11 protein-coding genes and 1 tRNA gene are annotated in these 17,948 nt (G+C 74.1%); 8 read left to right on the top strand and 4 right to left on the bottom strand.

Annotated features, from left to right (window positions below):
- Positions 1-122 precede the first annotated feature (122 nt).
- The 7 genes from JK359_RS10205 to JK359_RS10175 all read left to right on the top strand — a co-directional run bounded on the left by JK359_RS10205 (position 123) and on the right by JK359_RS10175 (position 8,304).
- Positions 123-704 (top strand): PadR family transcriptional regulator, encoded by a 582-nt coding sequence (locus JK359_RS10205; RefSeq protein WP_201834185.1) that lies wholly within the window; start codon positions 123-125, stop codon positions 702-704.
- 145 nt (positions 705-849) lie between these two features.
- A complete protein-coding gene (locus JK359_RS10200; protein ID WP_201834183.1) occupies positions 850-2,574 on the top strand; it encodes an acyl-CoA dehydrogenase family protein in 1,725 nt (574 codons plus the stop codon).
- Positions 2,575-2,758: 184 nt separating this feature from the next.
- Positions 2,759-2,834, top strand: a tRNA-Arg gene (locus JK359_RS10195).
- 106 nt (positions 2,835-2,940) lie between these two features.
- A complete protein-coding gene (locus tag JK359_RS10190) occupies positions 2,941-4,074 on the top strand; it encodes a leucine-rich repeat domain-containing protein (protein WP_201834181.1) in 1,134 nt (377 codons plus the stop codon).
- Positions 4,071-5,861: an ankyrin repeat domain-containing protein gene (locus tag JK359_RS10185; protein WP_201834180.1), complete on the top strand. Its 1,791-nt coding sequence runs from the start codon at positions 4,071-4,073 to the stop codon at positions 5,859-5,861. Before JK359_RS10190 ends, JK359_RS10185 begins: the two co-directional genes overlap by 4 nt.
- Positions 5,858-7,087, top strand: coding sequence for an AAA family ATPase (locus JK359_RS10180; protein WP_201834178.1), 1,230 nt, complete (start codon positions 5,858-5,860; stop codon positions 7,085-7,087). Before JK359_RS10185 ends, JK359_RS10180 begins: the two co-directional genes overlap by 4 nt.
- 11 nt (positions 7,088-7,098) lie before the next feature.
- Positions 7,099-8,304 carry a vWA domain-containing protein gene (locus tag JK359_RS10175; protein WP_201834176.1) on the top strand — a complete coding sequence of 402 codons (1,206 nt, stop codon included), beginning with the start codon at positions 7,099-7,101 and terminating at the stop codon, positions 8,302-8,304.
- A 21-nt stretch (positions 8,305-8,325) separates the two neighbouring features.
- On the opposite strand, the gene JK359_RS10170 is transcribed toward JK359_RS10175, so the two are convergent.
- The 4 genes from JK359_RS10170 to JK359_RS10155 all read right to left on the bottom strand — a co-directional run bounded on the left by JK359_RS10170 (position 8,326) and on the right by JK359_RS10155 (position 16,727).
- Positions 8,326-10,500 (bottom strand): bifunctional serine/threonine-protein kinase/ABC transporter substrate-binding protein, encoded by a 2,175-nt coding sequence (locus JK359_RS10170; RefSeq protein ID WP_201834174.1) that lies wholly within the window; start codon positions 10,498-10,500, stop codon positions 8,326-8,328.
- A gap of 10 nt (positions 10,501-10,510) precedes the next feature.
- Positions 10,511-12,748, bottom strand: coding sequence for a bifunctional serine/threonine-protein kinase/ABC transporter substrate-binding protein (locus JK359_RS10165; protein ID WP_201834172.1), 2,238 nt, complete (start codon positions 12,746-12,748; stop codon positions 10,511-10,513).
- On the bottom strand, positions 12,748-13,530 hold the full coding sequence (locus JK359_RS10160; RefSeq protein WP_236677601.1) for a hypothetical protein: 783 nt from the start codon (positions 13,528-13,530) through the stop codon (positions 12,748-12,750). Before JK359_RS10160 ends, JK359_RS10165 begins: the two co-directional genes overlap by 1 nt.
- A gap of 320 nt (positions 13,531-13,850) precedes the next feature.
- Entirely contained in the window at positions 13,851-16,727 is a 2,877-nt protein-coding gene (locus JK359_RS10155; RefSeq protein WP_307788041.1) for a helix-turn-helix transcriptional regulator, read from the bottom strand.
- Between the two features lie 659 nt (positions 16,728-17,386).
- On the opposite strand from JK359_RS10155, the gene JK359_RS10150 reads away from it, so the two are divergent.
- The gene (locus tag JK359_RS10150) at positions 17,387-17,737 is read left to right on the top strand and encodes a hypothetical protein (protein WP_201834171.1); all 351 of its coding nucleotides are present in this window, start codon (positions 17,387-17,389) and stop codon (positions 17,735-17,737) included.
- Positions 17,738-17,948 lie beyond the last annotated feature (211 nt).

The following is a 17,948-nucleotide window of genomic DNA, read 5'->3' as shown; positions in this document are numbered from 1 at the left end:
ACGGTCGTGGCGGAGCAGCCCACCCCGCCGTGATCGACGCCACGGTGCCGTGGAGGCCGGCCCGCGCCACCGGCGCCGCGCGGACTTGCTATGCAACGAGTTGCATAGCAGGATCGGGGGGCATGGCGCTCGAACACGCGATCCTCGTGTCGCTTCTGGAGAAGCCGGGGTCCGGCTATGAACTCGCCCGGCGTTTCGAGCGGTCCATCGGCTACTTCTGGACCGCGACCCACCAGCAGATCTACCGCGTGCTCAAGCGCATGGAGGTCGACGGTTGGGTCGACGTCCGGGACATCCCTCAGCAGGGCCGGCCGGACAAGAAGGAGTACTCCGTCGCCGACCTCGGCCGGGCCGCGCTGTCCTCCTGGCTGCACGACCCGATCGAGCCGGAGAGCGTCCGCCACGACCTGGCCGTGAAGATCCGGGGCGCCGCCTTCGACGACCCGACCGCTCTGATCCGTGAGGTGGAGCGGCACCGGCAGGCGCACCAGGACCGGCTGGCGCACTACCTGGCGGGAGAGGTACGGGACTTCACGGGCCCCGGGAGTCCCGGGGCGAGCCCGGCCGCTCCGCAGGCGCCGCTCGACGCCGAACGAGAGCTCCAGCACGTCGTCCTGCGGGGTGGCATCGCGTACGAGCGGATGATGATCGACTGGCTGGACGACGTGCTCGCCACGCTGGCCGGGTTCGGGCCCAGCCACTGACCTGCCGCCACGCCGGCCGGGTTCGGTCCCAGCCACTGACCTGCCGCCACGCCGGCCGGGTTCGGGCCCAGCCACTGACCTGCCGCCACGCAACCGTCAGACCTCCCCCTTCCCACCCGTCCACCAGCCGAAAGGCGTCATCTCCATGACTGACCAGCTGCTGTTCAACCCGCGCACGTACGACCCCGCGCACTTCGACCCCGAGACGCGCCGCCTGCTGCGTGCCACCGTCGAGTGGTTCGAGGAGCGCGGGAGGACGCGGCTGACCGAGGACTACCGCAACCGTGCGTGGCTCGGCGACTTCCTCGCCTTCGCGGCGAAGGAGAACCTGTTCGCCACCTTCCTGACGCCGTCCTCCGCCGCGGGGGAGACAGAGCCGGACAAGCGGTGGGACACCGCCCGGATCGCCGCGCTCAACGAGATACTCGGCTTCTACGGCCTCGACTACTGGTACGCCTGGCAGGTCACGATCCTCGGCCTCGGCCCGGTCTGGCAGAGCGACAACGCCGCCGCCCGTGCCCGCGCCGCGGAACTCCTCGCCCAGGGAGAGGTGTTCGCGTTCGGCCTGTCCGAGAAGACCCACGGCGCCGATATCTACTCCACCGACATGCTGCTCGAGCCCGACGGCGACGGCGGCTTCCGCGCCACCGGCTCCAAGTACTACATCGGCAACGGCAACGCCGCCGGACTGGTCTCCGTCTTCGGCCGTCGTACCGACGTAGAGGGCCCCGACGGCTACGTGTTCTTCGCCGCCGACAGCCGTCACCCGGCCTACCGCCTGGTCAAGAACGTCGTCGACTCCTCGAAGTTCGTCAGCGAGTTCCGCCTCGAGGACTACCCCGTGGCGGCCGAGGACGTCCTGCACACCGGCCGCGCCGCCTTCGACGCCGCCCTCAACACCGTCAACGTCGGCAAGTTCAACCTGTGCACCGCCTCGATCGGCATCTGCGAGCACGCGATGTACGAGGCCGTCACCCACGCCCACAACCGCATCCTCTACGGCCGCCCCGTCACCGCCTTCCCGCACGTGCGTCGCGAGCTGACGGATGCGTACGTCAGGCTCGTCGGCATGAAGTCCTTCAGTGACCGTGCTGTCGACTACTTCCGCTCCGCCGGCCCGGACGACCGCCGCTACCTGCTCTTCAACCCGATGACGAAGATGAAGGTGACGACCGAGGGCGAGAAGGTCATCGACCTGATGTGGGACGTCATCGCGGCCAAGGGCTTCGAGAAGGACAACTACTTCGGTCAGGCGGCCGTGGAGATCCGCGGTCTGCCGAAGCTCGAGGGCACGGTCCACGTCAACCTGGCGCTGATCCTGAAGTTCATGCGCAGCCACCTCCTCGACCCGGTCGCCTACCCCGCCGTGCCGACGCGCCTCGACGCGGCCGACGACGACTTCCTCTTCCGGCAGGGGCCGGCCCGCGGTCTCGGCTCGGTGCGCTTCCACGACTGGCGGCCCGCCTTCGACGCCTACGGGCACCTGCCCAATGTGGCCCGCTTCCGCGAACAGGCCGACGCGCTCTGCGAGTTCGTCGCCACGGCCGCCCCCGACGCCGAGCAGAGCCGCGACCTCGACCTCCTCCTCGCGGTCGGCCAGCTCTTCGCCCTCGTCGTGCACGGCCAGCTCGTCCTGGAACAGGCCGCCCTGACCGGGCTCGACGAGGACGTCCTCGACGAACTCTTCGCCGTCCTCGTCCGGGACTTCTCCGCCCACGCCGTCGAACTGCACGGCAAGGACTCGGCGACCGTACAGCAGCAGGACTGGGCGCTGGCCGCGGTACGGCGGCCGGTCGTCGACGAGGCGCGCACGGGGCGCGTCTGGCAGCGGGTCGAGGCCTTGTCCGGCGCGTACGAGATGGCCTCGTAACCGCCCCGTCCGTACGCCACCGGTGGGCGCGCCCGCGCGAGCCCGCCCACCGGCCGGTCCGGGCAGCTCCCGGATGCCCGTGCAGCCCGGTGCGCCGTACGCCGGGGGCCCGTGCCGTCCGTGCTCCGACCGTGACGCAACCGGGTTCGAACGCAGGGGCGACGGCCGCTATGATCTTCGCGGCGAGGCTGTAGCGCAGAGGTCGTCGCGCCCAAGCACCGAGCTGGAGGACGTCGGTTCGAATCCGACCGGCCTTGCCACCCTTGTCGTGGAGGAAAGTCGATTGGCGTCGGTCCGTCCCGGGCGGGCGGAGGGCGATGCCGCCCTCGGCGCGCCGGGCACCGGCGATGGACCGGTGGAGTGGTGATGACGCAGCCGACACCCGTGCGCTGCCCCGCGATCGAGCACCCGGACATCCCGATCGGCGACCCCGCCGCTCTGGCGCCGTTGCTCGCACGGCTGCGGTCCGCACAGCCGGTCGACGCCGACGAGACCTTCCCGCTCGGTACCCTGCGCGCGGACGGCCGCGTCGACCTGTGCAAGCAGGGCCTCGGAGCGGTCGGCGCCGCCCGGCTCATGCCCGTCGCCGCCGCCTCTTTGCACGCCACGCACGTCCTGCTCGGCACCAACGCCGTCGGCGACGAGGGAGCCCGTACGGTGGCCGGCGCGCTCGCCGGCGGCCACGGCCTGCACACCCTCTACCTCGGCTGCAACCGCATCGGCCCCGAAGGCGTCACCGCGCTCGCGGGCGCGCTGACGACGGACCGCACCGTCCGCGCCCTGTGGCTCAAGCGCAACCCGGTGGGCGACGCCGGCGTCCGGGCGCTCGCCACCATGCTGCGCCGCAACACCGCCCTGCGCACCCTCGACCTGGTCAACACCGGTCTGACCACCGGCGGTCTGCGGGCCCTGCTCGACGCCCTCACCGGCCGGGCCGGCCCGGTCGAACGCCTCTTCCTGGGCGGCAACGGCCTGACCGCCGACGCCGCCCCCCTGCTGGCCGCCCTGATCCGGGATGCCGGCGTGCGCGAGTTGTACCTCCCCGCCAACCATCTCGGAGACGAAGGCGCCGCGATCCTCGCCGCCGCGGCCGACCCCGCACGCCCGGTCCGCCTCGGCCTGGGCGGCAACGGAATCGGTCCCGCCGGTGCCCGGGCCCTCGCCGGCTCCCTCGGCGGGATCGAGGCGCTCGACCTGGGCCGGCCGATGTCGGAACGCAGCCTCGGCGCCCCCGCCAACACCCCCGGCGACGCAGGCGCCCACGCCCTGGCCGCCGCCCTGCCGGGCAGCCCGCTGCGCCGGCTGGAGCTGTGCCACACCGGCCTGACCGGCCGGGGCGCGAAGACACTGCTGGCGGCGGTGCCCGACGACTCGCCGCTGGAGTACGTCGGTCTGGGTCCCGGGCTGCCCCGCAAGGTGAAGCGGTCCTTCACCTCGCGCCTGCGGCCCGTCGGCAGGCCGCATCCCGACCTGCGTGCGATAGGGAGTGTCTACCGTTGAGCGCTCGAGGCGAACTCCGCTGCTTCCCTCCGGACGAGGCGGCGAGCCGGCGCCGTGTCCGCCGCTACGCGGTGCCCGGCTGGATGATCGAGCGCGCGACCGAACGCCGTCTGGCCGGTGACTGGAGGGGCGCGTGCGCGGCGGCGAACGTCGACGTCGCCTTCGACCTGGCCGAAGTCGCCGGCCACTGCGGCGACGACGTCGCCACCGCCCTGGAGAACGACCTCCGCCACTTCGCCCCCGACCTGCTGCGCTGGCACCTGCCGCGCATGCTCGGCGGACGGACGACACTCGCCACGGACACGACGGTCGTCCTCGCCCGCTACCGGCCCAAGTCCACGGACGAACGCCCCCGGACCACGCCCTACCTGCACGTCACCACGCCCGCGATGAGCGACGGACCACAGCGGCTCACCCTGCGGTTCAGGACGGTCGAGGAGGAGCGGGCCGCGGGAGTCTTCGGACGGTCCACGCACGACTGGCGGTCCGCACGGCACCTCTGGGACGTACGGCACGCCACCGAACTGCGCGAACGGTGCGGGGGCGGCACGGACAGGCCGCCGTTCTTCCACGCCGACGCCACCCCGCGCGGTACGGACGCACTGCCGACGGCCGATCCCGGCCACGGCGACCCGGCGGCCCGGGCCGAATGGGCCACGCTGCTGCACCAGGACGGCGACACGGCCGCCGCCTTCGCCGCCGCCGGCCTCGAACTGGACCTGGCAGCCCCGCAGACGTCGGGTTACTACCGCACGGACCCCGAGGCGCTGCTGGGGGGGATCGCACTCAACCACACCCGCCTGGAGCCGGAGATCCGCCGGCTGGCGGCCGAGGGCGCAGGCGACCGCTTCCTCGTCGCCGTGCACTGGCGCACCTACTTCCTGCTGGAGCCCGCGCACTCCGGCGGGCTGCGGGTGCGCGTCGTCGACCGGGACGACGCCAAGGACGTGCCCTTCCTGGCCGAGGCCCTGTGGCGCAGGCTCCCCGACCTCGACCTGATGCGGATCGGGGGCGTCGCGGCGCAGCACCTGCACCCGCTCGTCCGGCAGTCGCTGTTCCCCGCCCTCCAGACGGCGGAGGGCCCGGCCGGGCCGCCCGGGCCGACGGCTCCCGCACCCGTGCGGGTCAGGTGCCGCGGGGACTGGCACGAGGTCTCCTTCCGGCCCGGCGGCCTGCTGCGCATGCCCCACAGCGACGAGGAGCAGCAGCGCGAGCGCGCGATGCGCGCCTTCGGCGGAGCCGTCGCCGGATGCTTCGCCGTGGAGCAGACCTGGACCTCCGGGGAAGGACGCCTGCCCAAGGCGCTGCGGGCGCAGCGCAACGAACTCTTCCAGCGCGCCCAGCACGGGGACACCCCCGGGGTGCTGGAACTCCTGGACGCGGGTGTCGATCCCCGCGTCCGTGACGGCAACGGGCGCACCCTGCTGCACGTACTGAACCTCCTCGACCACGAGACGCTGCTGCCGCGGCTCCTGGCGGAAGGACTGGACCTCGAGGCCCGCGACCGGCGGGAGCGCACGCCGCTGTTCGTGGCGGTCAACGACCTCGGTTCGAAGGCGCTCGTCGAGGCGCTCGTCGCCGCCGGGGCGCGGCTCGACACGGTCGACCAGTTCGAGATGTCGCTCGCCCAGCTCGTCCGCCGCTACAAGCGACCCGACCTGGCATTCCTCCGGCAACGCGTGGAGGAGGAGCATCCCGGCATCGGCGCCGAGTGGTGGGACGAACGGATCGCCGAGCAGGAGCAGTACGACGAGGACCCCGACGACGAGGAAGAGCTGCCCTCTTGAGCACCGACCGCCCCGACCGTACCGACAGCACCGCGCCCGGCGCGCCGGGCGGCCCGCTGGCGGCCGCGGACGACCTCAACCGCAGACTGCGTACGCGACGCACCGAGCCCTCCGCGAACCCGCAGCTGGAGGCGCTCGCCCTCGCCGTGACGGCCAATCAGCCCGTGCTGCTGTGGGGAGAGCCCGGCATCGGCAAGTCGGCCGGCCTGGAGCAGCTCGCCGCCGGACTCGGCCTGCCGCTGGAGACGGTCATCGCCAGCGTGCACGAACCGTCCGACTTCGCCGGACTGCCCATCGTCGGGGACGACCCCGCCGTGACCGGTGTGCCGATGGCCCCGCCGGACTGGGCGGTCCGCCTCGCCCGGGCCGGCCAGGGCCTGCTCTTCTTCGACGAACTGTCCTCCGCACCGCCGGCCGTGCAGGCGGCGCTGCTGCGGGTGGTCCTCGAACGACGGGTCGGCAGCCTGGTCCTGCCGGAGGCGGTGCGGATCGTCGCCGCCGCCAACCCGCCGTCCAGCGCGGCGGACGGCTGGCATCTCAGCCCGCCGCTCGCCAACCGGTTCGTCCACCTCGAATGGACCCACGACCCCCGGACCGTCGCCCGCGGCATGGCCGGCACCTGGCCGGAGGTGACCGTGCCCGTCGTCGGCGCCGCCAAGGTGCCCGGCGCGGTCGCCCGGGCCCGGGGCGCGATCTCCGGTTTCCTCACGGCCAGGCCCGGCCTGGTCCACCACATCCCGGCCGACGCCGAGAGCCGGGGCCGGTCCTGGCCGTCCCCCCGGACCTGGGAGATGGCGCTCAAGCTGCTCGCCACCGGGTACGCGGCCGGCGTCGGCCGAGAGGCGCTCGCCGCCGCGCTGACCGGTGCCGTCGGGGACGGCGCGGGCATCGAACTGCTGTCCTACCTCGAACACCTCGATCTGCCCGACCCCGACCGGGTCCTCGCCGATCCGGACGCCTTCGCCCTGCCCGAACGCGGCGACCGGCAACTGGCGTTCCTGATCGCGGTGGTCGCCGCCATCCAGAGCGACCTCACCCGGCCGCGCTGGGAGGCCGGCTGGGCGGTGCTGGCCAAGGCCGTGGACGCGGGAGTCCCGGACGTGGCCGCCCGGGCAGCCACCGACCTGGCGGCGATGCGGCACCTCGACTGGCCCGTGCCGCCGGGCATCGACCGGTTCCTGGACCTGCTGCAGATGTCCGGGGCGCTGCCCGGCTCCGGCCGGTGAGGTGTGCGGGGATGACGGAGGACGCCCGCCGCGCCCTGGACATGACCAAGCTGCTCGCCGCACGCTACCGGGCGGCGAGCGACCGGCCGTACCTGGCGTCGGCCCTGTACGCCCTGACCGTCGTCGCGAGCGCGGAGGTGCGGACGATGGGCGTGGACCGGCACTGGCGCTGCTATGTGTCCCCCGGCTTCGTCGACGCGACGCCGGTGGCCGAGCTGGCGGGCGTCTGGGTGCACGAGGCGGCGCACCTGCTGCGCGACCACCACGGGCGGGCGGACCGGCTCCCCGCCGCCGCCCAGCGCGACTGGCACCGTGTCAACGTCGCGCAGGACTGCGAGATCAACGACGACCTGCTCGCCGACGGCCTGCGTCTGCCCGAGGGGCGGATGGAACCCCGCCTCTTCGGCCTCCCCGAGGGCCAGTTGTTCGAGGTGTACGTCGATCAGCTGCCGCCGCACGTGCGGACTCCGGACTGCGGATCGGGTGCCCACGGCCGGCCCGCGCCCTGGGAACTCCCCGAGTCCGCCGGCCCCGCACGACTCGGCGAGGTCGAGGCGCAGGCCCTGCGGCGGCAGACCGCCGATGCGATGCGCGCCCATCAGCGCAGCCGGGGGTCCCTGCCCGCGGGCTGGCAGCGCTGGGCGGAGGAGGTCCTGGAGCCCACGGTGGACTGGCGGCGGGCGCTGTCCGGCGCCGTTCGGGAAGCCGTCGCGTGGGCGGGGGGAGCGGTCGACTACACCTACCGCCGGCCCTCGCGCCGTACCCCTGCGCTGCGCGGCGTCGTCCTGCCGAGCCTGCGCCGCCCGCTGCCGCGGGTGGCCGTCGTCATCGACACCTCCGGCTCCATGGGGGACGCCGAACTGGCGGCAGCTCTGGCGGAGGTGACGGGTGTGCTGCGCGAGGTGGGCGTACGGGGCAACCGTGTGACCGTGCTCGCGTGCGACGCCGACGTGCACGCCGTGTCCAGGGTGACGGCCACCGAGCAGGTCACGCTGGGCGGCGGTGGCGGCACGGACATGCGCGTGGGCATCGAAGCGGCGCTCGCGGCGCCGGACCGCCCGAGCATCGTCGTCGTCCTCACCGACGGGTTCACCCCCTGGCCGGACGAGAACCCACCCTGCCGGATCATCGCGGCGCTGATCGGGTCCGCCGCACCACAGCCCCCGGGCTGGGTGGAGACGGTACGCGTTCCCGCCGACCAGATCCGACACACCTGACGGACCCGACAGCCCTGGCTCTCAGGCCGTGGCGTCCTCGAACTGGCCGAGGAAGCGGAACCGGCCGCCGGACACCTGGAAGAGGTACAGCGCCTTCTCGGTGTAGCCGGTGCTGGAGGACGTGTAGTGCAACCGTTTGGTGATCCCGCGGTACTCGGTGTCGCGCAGCCGTCCCGCGATCGCGCCGCGTTCCGCGCGCGAGGCGCCCAGCGTCGTCATCGCGCTGCCGACGAACAGCGCCGCGTCGTAGGCCTCGGCGGAGTACCAGGGCGGGGTGGTGCCGAAGCGTTCGCGGTAGGCGGTGACGAAGGGCTTCGCGGCCCTCACCCGCGCCGGATCGAGGAAGGCGGTGGCGAAGACCCAGCCCTCGGCGGCGTCGCCCGCCGTGGTGAGGAAGAGCGGGCCGAGAGCCCGCTGAGTGGCCAGTCTCGCTCCCGAGTAGCCGGCGTCCCGCAGCGCGAGCGCCAGTTTCGCGGCGCGCGCCTGTCCACCGGCGAACACCACCGCGTCCGCCCCCGCGTCGGTCACCGACCCGGCCAGGGCACGGTAGTCGCCGGCCGTGTCGTCATCGGCGGCGAGGGTACGCCGGCTCGTCGGGTGCCGCCCGGCGGGCATGGCCTCACTCACCGATGCGCAGATGTTCCAGCTGAAGTCTCCCTCGGCCGCGTCGTCGACCAGCAGTGTCTTCCGCGCCCGGGCGGTGCGGACGAGGTAGGCGACCAGCGGCGCCGCCAGGCTGCCGTCCGGGGGCCGGGTGGCTGCGTACGTCCGGTACTTGGCGGCTCCGTCGAGCCCGACCGATACGGAGACCACGGGCAGCAGCGCCTTCTGGTACTCGGCGAGGACGGCTTCGGCACAGGCGTCGGTGGTCGGACCGATCACCGCGCGGACTTGGCCGTCGGCCGCGAGCTGCCGCGCGATCCGTTGCGCCCGGGGCGGGCTCCCCGCGTCGTCGTGCACCTGGAGCGCGAGGTCGAAGCCGCGGTCCGTACGGGCGTTGAGACGGTCGACGGCGAGCCGGACCCCGTGTTCCTGGGCGAGTCCCGCCGTCTTGTGTCCTCCCGTCAGATCCGCCTGGAGGGCCACGACCAGCCGCGGGAGCCGGGTGCCGCCGCCCCGCGTCGACGCCCGGCCCGGTCGGTCCGCCGTCCACCTGGCCGCCGTCACGCCCGCCGCCAGGATCCCGGCGGCCGAGCCCAGCACCAGGAGGCGTCGTCGTGTCCCGCTCCTGGACGGCTCCTGCGATCCGGGGGCGGTGGCGACGCCGGGCGCGGCGCCGGACACCACGGTCGCCTCGACGGCGGGCAGGGCGAGGGCGGCCGTCGAACGGCGCGCGAGCAGCCGGGTGGCCGGCTCGGGCAACCAGCCCCCGTTGCCCCGGTCGTGGGGCTCCGCCCCGTCCAGGGTGCCGCGGATCTCGGCCACCGTGGGCCGGTCGCCGGGCTCCTTCGCCAGGCAGTCCCGCAGCAACGGCAGCAAGGGCGCCGGTACACCGGCCAGGTCCGGTTCGTCACGGACCGTACGCACCAGCACCTCGGCAGCGGAGCCACGGCCGAAGGGGCGTCCGCCCGAGGCGGCGAAGGCCAGCAGGCAGCCGAGCGAGAAGACGTCACTGGCCGGGCCGATCTCCCTGCCCCGCCCCTGGGCCTGTTCGGGGGAGAGGAACCCGGGGGAGCCGACCACCATCCCGCTGGCCGTGAGAGCGGTGTCCTCCGGCATCCGGGCGATGCCGAAGTCGATCACCCGCGGCCCGTCGACCGCGAGCAGCACGTTGCCCGGCTTCACGTCCCGGTGCACCAGACCCGCCCCGTGCACGGCCTCCAGCGCCTCCGCGAGGCGGGCCCCCAGGAACCGCACCGAGCGGTACGGCAGTGGCCCGCACTCCTCGACCGCCTCCCCGAGCGAGGGACCCGGCACGAACGCCGTGGCGAGCCACGGCGACTCCGCGTCCGGATCCGCTTCGAGCAGCGGTACGACCCAGGGGCTGGCGACCCGGCCCGCCGTCTCCACCTCACGGCGGAAACGGGCCCGGAAGCCCGGGTCGTCCGCGTGCGCGGCGCGGATCACCTTCAACGCGACCAGGGAGCCCGGCCGGGAGCGGGCCAGGTAGACCACACCCATGCCGCCGGCGCCCAGCCGGCGCAGCACCCGGTAGCCCGCGATCCCGGCCGGGTCGGCGCCGCGCAACGGTTCCATCAGTGCCTCATCAGCCGGACACCCGGAGCGGGGCCGCACCCTCGTACCGGAACCGTCCGCCGTCGACCTTCCACAGGTAGACGCCGCGGGCGTCGATGACCAGGGACCCGGTCTTCTTGTCGAAGGCGAAGTTCTTCGTGATCCCCTGGTACGAGGCCGCGCGCAGCGCAGCCGTCAGGCTCTGCCGGGTCACGCGCCCGGCGGCCGGTCCGCTCAGCGTCCGCACGATCAGCCGGGCCACGTCGTAGGCCTCCACGGCGTACCGCTCGGGCGCGGCATGGAAACGCCTGCGGTACGCGGAGGCGAACGCCTTGGCCTCGGGGGCCACTGATGCGTCCATGACGGGAGCGACGATCACCCAGCCGTCGGCCGCGTCCCCGGCGGCGGACAGGAACCGGTCGTCGAGCACCCCTTGGGCGGCGGCCCGGGCGCCCGGGAAGCCACGATGCTTCAGTTCCCGGGCGAGCAGCGCCGCGCGGTCGTGGTATCCGGCGAAGACCACGGAGTCGGCTCCGCCGTCGAGCAGGGCGTCGAGCGTCGGTCCGAAGTCCTTCCGCAACGCGCTGACCACCTTGGGCACCACCGGCTGCCGGTCCTGGTGCAGCGTGCGGGACAGCGAGCTGCTGATCTCCCAGGCGTACGCGTCCGCCGCCCGGTCGTCGACGATCCCGATCGTGCGGGACTTCGCGGCACCGAGCAGATAGGCCTTGAGATAGAACGGCAGGACCGTGTCCGTCACGCGGGCGTGGAGGAAGGACCGGCTGCCCATCACACTCAGCACGGTGGCGCCGGGCGACACCGCGACGAGGGGCAGCGACGCGGCGTCGTACGTCGCCAGCGCGGCCCGGGCGGTGTCGTCCGTGGTGGGGCCGATCACTGCCAGCACGGAAGGGTCGGCGACCAGCCGTTCGGCCGCGGCGTCGGCCCTCGCCGGGTCCCCGCCGTCGTCCACGGTCCGCACGGCGAGCGTGAACGGCCTGGCCGCACGGGAGTTGAACTCGTCCACCGCGAGACGCAGCCCCCGCTCCTGAGCCCGGCCCGCCGTCCGGTGGTCACCGCTGAGGTCGGCGTGCAGGCCGATCGTGTGCACGGGCCCGGTCGCCGTCGGGGCGGCGGAGCCGTTCCCCCCGCCGTCACCGCCGAGCGCCGCCCAGGCGGCCAGGCCGCCCGCGGCCGTGACGGTCACCGCGCCACCGGTGACGACGAGGAAACGGCGTCGCGCGACGGCACGGTCCGAGGGCTGTCCGGCAGGTTCGTCCGGCGTGGTGGCGCCGGACGGCTCGGAGTCCACCTCGGTGTCGTCGACGGCGGGCAGAGTGAGCCCGGCGGCCGACCGTTCGGCGATGAGCCGGATCAACGGCTCGGGCAGCCAGGCCTCGTCGCCGGGTTCCGCGTCCCCCGGGGCCGGAGGGCGTACCGCCCGGAGGATCTCCCGCGGGTCGGCGGGCTCGGCCGCCAGGGTCTGCGACAACGCCTCGGCGGTGGGCCGCAGCCGCGGATCCTTCTCCAGACAGCGGCGCACCACCTCGGCCAGCTGTTGCGGAACACCGTCCAGGTCCGGGGCGTCGTGCACCGTGCGGTACAGCAGCGCGTCGAGGGAGCCGGTACCGAACGGAGGGCGGCCGGCGGCCGCGTGGGCCAGCACGCAGCCCAGTGAGAAGACGTCGCCGGCCGGGCCCGCCTCCCGCTCGCCCCGGGCCTGCTCCGGTGCCAGGAAGCCGGGGGTGCCGACGACGACCCCCGTCGACGTGAGCGAGGTGTCCTGCGGGTCGCGCGCCACACCGAAGTCGATCAGGCGGGGACCGTCCAGGGCCAGCAGCACATTGCCCGGCTTGACGTCCCGGTGCACGAGCCCGACCGCGTGGAGGTCCCGCAGCGCCTCGGCGAGCCGGGCGCCCAGCACCCGCAGGCTCCGCAGGGGCAGCGGTCCGTGAGCGGCGACGGCCTCGCCCAGGGAGGGCCCGGGCACGAACGCGGTGGCCAGCCACGGCTGTACCGCCTCGGGGTCCGCGTCCACCAGGGCCGCCACCCACGGGCTGGTCATCCGGCGGGCCGTCTCCGCCTCCCGCCGGAACCGCTCCCGGAATCCGGCGTCCTCGGCGTACTCCGCCTGGATCACCTTCAGCGCGACCAGTGCACCGCCGGCCGAGCGGGCCAGGTACACCACACCCATGCCACCCGCGCCGAGCCGCCCGAGCAGCCGATGGCCCGCCAGTCTCGACGGGTCCGAGGTACGCAACGGCTCCATCACTTCTCCTTGAGCTGCTGCTGGACGCGTACGAGCATCTTCGCCAGGGCGTTGCTGCCCAGCGGCAGGAGTTCCTCCTGGGTGTGCCCCTTGCCGCCGGTCACCGAGACGGCCACGACGACCGTGCCCGACCGGGCGACCATCCACAGGTACGGCTGGGCGGTGCCGCCCTTCCCGACGTACTGGCCGGCCTCCAGCACCGAGTCGTCGGCGTACTCCTGCTCGCGAGCGCCGAAGGGGGTGCCGAGCGAGTTCAGGCCCGTGATCCGCTCGCCGGACCGTGGCTGTTGCTCGGGGCAGCGCAGGGCTTCTTCCAGGGTGGTGCTGAGCTGCTCGTCGGCGCCGAGGGCGGCGGAGTGGACGGTGGCCGCGGCCGTCACCTTCACTTCACCCTTGCCTCCGCCGGCGGGCTGCCTGCTGTAGCGGGACAGGCTGGCCAGCACGCCCCGGGGGAGCTTCTGCCGCTCCCAGCGGCAGTCGCGGTCCAGGGCCGGCCAGGTGCCCTGGGCGCTTGCGGCCGGGTCCTGCGCGACGTAGCCCCGGCCCCAGTCGCGCGGAGCGAACACCACGGAGTCGGCCAGCTCCCGCCCGTCCTTCGCGGTCCTCGGGACGAGGTCGGCGTCGGGGGTGAAGGCCGGGGCGGCGGAAGAGCCGCCCGACGGGGGCGCCGCAGCCTTCGGCGAGTCGGTGTGCGCGGGTGACGCGGTCCGCCGGGAGGAGCCGTCGTCCGCCCCCTTCGCCGAACACCCGGCCAGCAGGCTCCCCGCCAGCACCAGCGTCACCCAACTTCCCCGTACACCGTGGGCGTTGCCTCTCACACAGTCCCCTCTGCACCGCTCCAGCCGTCCGACTGCCGACCGTAGACGGCCGCGGCGGAGGACACCTCGGTGAAAACACGTAACCCTCCACGTGCTTCGACGCGTACCCGGTGCCGGGACCGGCGGTGCGGTGCTGAGTGCTTTCACGGATGCGGCCGCGCACGCCGCCCGGCACACTGCCACGGGTGCCACGGGGGAGAGGGAAGCCAAAGCCGGTCCTGCCGAGGAGCAGGGCGCAGGCCGTGGCTCTGCAGCGTGCGCGCGGGGTGCCGTACGGGCACCGCTCAGGTTCCGGCTCCCAGCCCGACGCGGGTCATGAGTCCGGCCAGGGCCGCGCGGGACGGCACCGACGCCTTCCGGTAGATCGCGGACAGGTGTGTTTCGACGGTGCGCCGGCTGAGGTGGAGCCGGGCGGCGATGTCCTGGTTGCTCAGTCCCCGCGCCACCAGCCCCGCCACCTCCAGCTCACGGGCCGTCAGCTCCGCCAGCTGCGCCGGCACCGCCGGCGCCTCCTGCATCACCTGGGGGCGGATCAGCTCGGCGAGGTCCACCAGCAGGCGTGCGCCGCCGCCGGCGGCGATCCGGTGGGCCCGGTGCCACATCGCGGCGGCGCGCGCTCCTTGCCCGGTGCGCTGCACCAGGGGCGCAGCACGCAGCAGGGAGTACGCCTCCCACAGGGACTGGCCGCAGCGGACGTACTGCTGTGCCGCGGCGTCGAGGAGCTGTACTGCCCGGGCGGTCTCGCCCCGGTGCTCGGCCAGGGTGGCCTGGCCACGCAGGGCAGCCGCGCGCTGACCGTCGAGGCCGAGCCGGCCGGCCTCGCGGACCGCCTGGGCGACCCAGCGGCCGGCCGCGTCGACGTCACCGGCGGCGAGGGCCGCGGCGGCGAGGGTGTCGAGCTGGCCCGGCCGGATCGAGGGTTGCAGCAAGGGCAGTCCGGGGCCACCGCCTGCGGTCGTGATGGCCTCCTGCGCACGATGGGGATCGCCGCTCACGAAGGCCGCGTGCCCGAGCATGCACCAGGCCAGGGACGACCACCAGCCCCTGCTCCGGCCTGCCGCGGCGACGGCCTCCTCGCCCGTGGACAGGGCGCTGCCGTCCCCCAGCGGACGTATCAGCAGCAGCACCAGCGTCTTGATGGCCAGGGTGAAGCCCAGGAGCTCGTCGCTGCCCGCGGCCCGTGCGATGGATTCCGCTTCCTCGGCGGCCTCCAGCGCGGACGGCAGCCGGCAGGTGGTGAGGTGGATGAAGGCCCGGCTCGTCAACAGGTGCGGCAGGACGTGGAGTTGTCCGGTGCGGCGGGCGATGTGGAGCCCCCGGGTGAGGTGCCGCTCGGCGTCGCCGTAGCGCTCCAGCAGGGTTTCGGCCCAGGCCAGCCAGACCAGTGCCTCGCACAGGTCCGCCAGACCGGGATCGGTCAGCGCGTCCGTGAGCGAACCGGCGGCATCGGCGAAACGGGCCGCCGTCTCCGTCTCACCCTCGTACGCCTCGCCCAGGGACGCCAGGGCCAGCGCCGCCGCCTCACCGGTGGCGTGGCCGTCGGCCCGCGCGACGGCCACGGCCCGTACGACGTCCTCGCGTGCCTCCGGGTAGGACGCGGTCAGCAGGGCGGACATCCCGAGGGCGAGTTGCAGGGAGACGGCCTGGGCGGGGGACGGGCCCGGATCGTGGGACAGCTCCCGGCGCAGCAGGGCGGTGGCCTCGGGGGAGTGGCCGAGGTGCCGCTCGGTCACGGCACACTGGGCGACGGCCCGGGTGCGCAGTTCGGGATGGTCCTTGCCGGACGTCTCGATCAGGGTGTGCAGCAGGTCCCGGCTCTCCCGGAGGTTTCCGCTGACGCCGAGCGCGCGGGCACGTGCCAGGACCAGTTCCCCGCGCTGCCGGAAACGGTCAGGAGTGTCGGGCATGTGGCCGAGGACGACGCCCAGCAGATGGGCGGCCGTAGCCGGCGCGGTCGACGCGAACCGTGCGGCGGCCTCGGTGAGGACCTCTGCGGCCTCGGGGTCCCAGCCCGTCAGCGACCGTTCGACGTGGCGGGCCCGCTCGGTGGCCGCGGCGCCGCCACGGGCCAGTTCGCGCGCGGCACGGCGGTGGACCTCGGCCCGCCACCTTGGCGCCATGCCCTCGTAGACCAGGGCCCGGAGCAGAGGATGACGCAACGCCCACCGGCCGCCGGGCCCGGCGCGCAGCAGGTCCCGCACCACCAGGCCACCGGTCCCGTCGTCGACGTCCTCGGGGGACAGCCCGGTCGCCACGGTCAGCATGGCGGACGTCGCGTGATCGCCGAGCGCCGCCACCGCCTCCACGAGCCGGCGCTGAGACCCGGTCAGCGTGGCCAGCTCGTCGAGCAGCAGCGCCGCGAGCCCGGCGGGCAGACCCGCCGGGTCCACGGCGTCGCCGTGCGGGCCGGGTACGAGGCCCTGCGCCGGCCCTCCTGCCCGGTACGCGTGCACCAGGGCGAACAGGTACAGGGGGTTGCCCTCGCTGGCGGCGTGCAGCTGCCTGGCCCGGTCCTCGGGGACGTCGGGAGCCAGCGCCAGGACGGATTCCTGCTCGGAGAGCGGCTCCAGGGCGAGCTGGAGCACGGTTCCGCCGACCGCGCCCCGCGTCAGCGCGGCGGTCAGGGACGTCGGCGTCTGCCGGATGCGCCGGGCCGTCACCAGCAGGACGCGCCCGCGCGCAGGGTGCCGGATCAAGTGGTCCACCAGCTCGCGGGAGGCGGGATCCGCCCAGTGCAGATCGTCCAGCGCCAGCACCAGACCCTGCCCGCCCAGGTGCGGCAGGAAGGCGGCGATCTCCCGGTGCAGCCCGAACCGGGCGGAAGGGCCGTCAGGGGAACCGTCACCCGGTACCTTCCGGATCCCCTGCATCACCGCACGCGCTTCGGCGAGTGCGGGGCCGGCATCCTGTGGGCCGGCGTCGGCGAGGGCGTCGGTGAACAGCTGGTAGGGGACGTGCTGTTCGTACTCCGTGGCCCGGCCCCGCAGTACGGTGAACCCGGCACCGCGGGCCCGCGTGCACACTTCGTCGAGCAACCTGCTCTTCCCGATGCCGGGTTCACCGACGATGTCGACCACGTCCGGCGCACCGGCCAGGCCGGCTCCCGCCAGCAGGGCGTCCAGCCGCGCGAGTTCCGACGACCTGCCCACCAGTCCTGCCACGCTCGCATCCCCCCAGCCGGTGACCCGCTCACCGGCGTAGATCTTCGTCCCCCACAGCTCACCCTAAGGGGCCGCACAGCCGGCACCTCCAGGGCTGGACGCATGGCAGCACCTGCGGCTCGGCGCGACCGCCACCTGCGTCAGCCCCTCGGCGGGGCGCGAAACCGGTCGGAGCGGCCGGCCGCAGAACCCGCCCGGCCGCAGCACCCGCCCGGCCGAGACGGATCTCGCTGTGGCCAGCTCCCTCGTCGGGAAGGAGAACCGTTGACGCGGCTGGAGCGTGGAGCGACCGGGTTCCGGGGTCACGGGGACGAACCGCTTCCGGAGACGGAAGCAGCGCTCTTCCGCAGCGTCTGCTGGGCAGCGGCGATACGGATCGGTGGCCGTGTCGGCGAGCCGGCCGTCGCCGTGGCGTCCAGCTTCCACGCGCTCACGATCACCGGCCGAGCGGAGGCGTACGCCGTTTCACTGTCCGGCCGATGCCCCTTCGTCCATCAGGCCGATTCGGTACCCTGCCTCCGTTTTCCGGAGTGGAGCCGGCAAGGAAGCGGAACCGAGGTTCTGATGGTTTCCCGGCCCCACTGCAGGCGCCGGCCAGGTCACTGTGAACGGCGAGCCCGGGGTACTCGGTCTCCCTCTCCCGCTCGAGGAGGTCCGACATGCACCTGACCAGGATGACGGCGTCAGTGGGGATCGCGGGTGCCGCCGCCCTCTGCCTCGCTCTGCCGGCCCAGGTGTCCGCCGACACCGGTCCGCCGGTGAACGGCCACTGCGGCACGGACCAGGCGTCGGGCCTGGGGGTGTCGGCCGGCAAGAACGTGCCCTGCGCCACCGCATTGCAGGTCGCCGCCGCCTACACCGGGGGCCGGCCCGGCACTGCCGACGCTCCCGTCCCCGTACGCGCAGCCGGCAGCGTCTGGAAGTGCCACGAGGAACAGGGTGATCCCAACCCCTACCAGCGGTGCGTGGACACGCAGGACGACACCCGCCTGGTCATGCTGTCGTCCTGACCCTCTCCCGTGCCGAGGAGCCGCCGGGCGGCGCTGCGGCCCACGGCCGTCCCACGCGCGTCGCCCGTATGCCCCGTGTGGATCTGCGATAGGGCCACGAAGGGCGACGTCGTGCGGGTGTCGCGGCCGTCAAAGGTCCTCCGCCCTGTGATCATGGGCTTTGACTGCAAGTGATCGACGGGGAGTCCCATGCCGCCAGGGGCCGACGTGC

This window comes from Streptomyces actinomycinicus, assembly GCF_016741775.1.
In the GTDB taxonomy this organism is placed as follows: domain Bacteria; phylum Actinomycetota; class Actinomycetes; order Streptomycetales; family Streptomycetaceae; genus Streptomyces; species Streptomyces actinomycinicus.
The sequence above is the reverse complement of the archived record's forward strand: the minus strand, read 5'-3'. Positions and strand labels throughout refer to the sequence as shown.

Bases quoted from the DNA above. Each gene is read 5' to 3' on its own strand.
- JK359_RS10150 (WP_201834171.1), top strand. From the start codon at position 17,387: ATGCACCTGACCAGGATGACGGCGTCAGTGGGGATCGCGGGTGCCGCC.
- JK359_RS10165 (WP_201834172.1), bottom strand. From the start codon at position 12,748: ATGGAGCCGTTGCGTACCTCGGACCCGTCGAGACTGGCGGGCCATCGG.
- JK359_RS10170 (WP_201834174.1), bottom strand. From the start codon at position 10,500: ATGGAACCGTTGCGCGGCGCCGACCCGGCCGGGATCGCGGGCTACCGG.
- JK359_RS10190 (WP_201834181.1), top strand. From the start codon at position 2,941: ATGACGCAGCCGACACCCGTGCGCTGCCCCGCGATCGAGCACCCGGAC.
- JK359_RS10175 (WP_201834176.1), top strand. From the start codon at position 7,099: ATGACGGAGGACGCCCGCCGCGCCCTGGACATGACCAAGCTGCTCGCC.
- JK359_RS10200 (WP_201834183.1), top strand. From the start codon at position 850: ATGACTGACCAGCTGCTGTTCAACCCGCGCACGTACGACCCCGCGCAC.
- JK359_RS10205 (WP_201834185.1), top strand. From the start codon at position 123: ATGGCGCTCGAACACGCGATCCTCGTGTCGCTTCTGGAGAAGCCGGGG.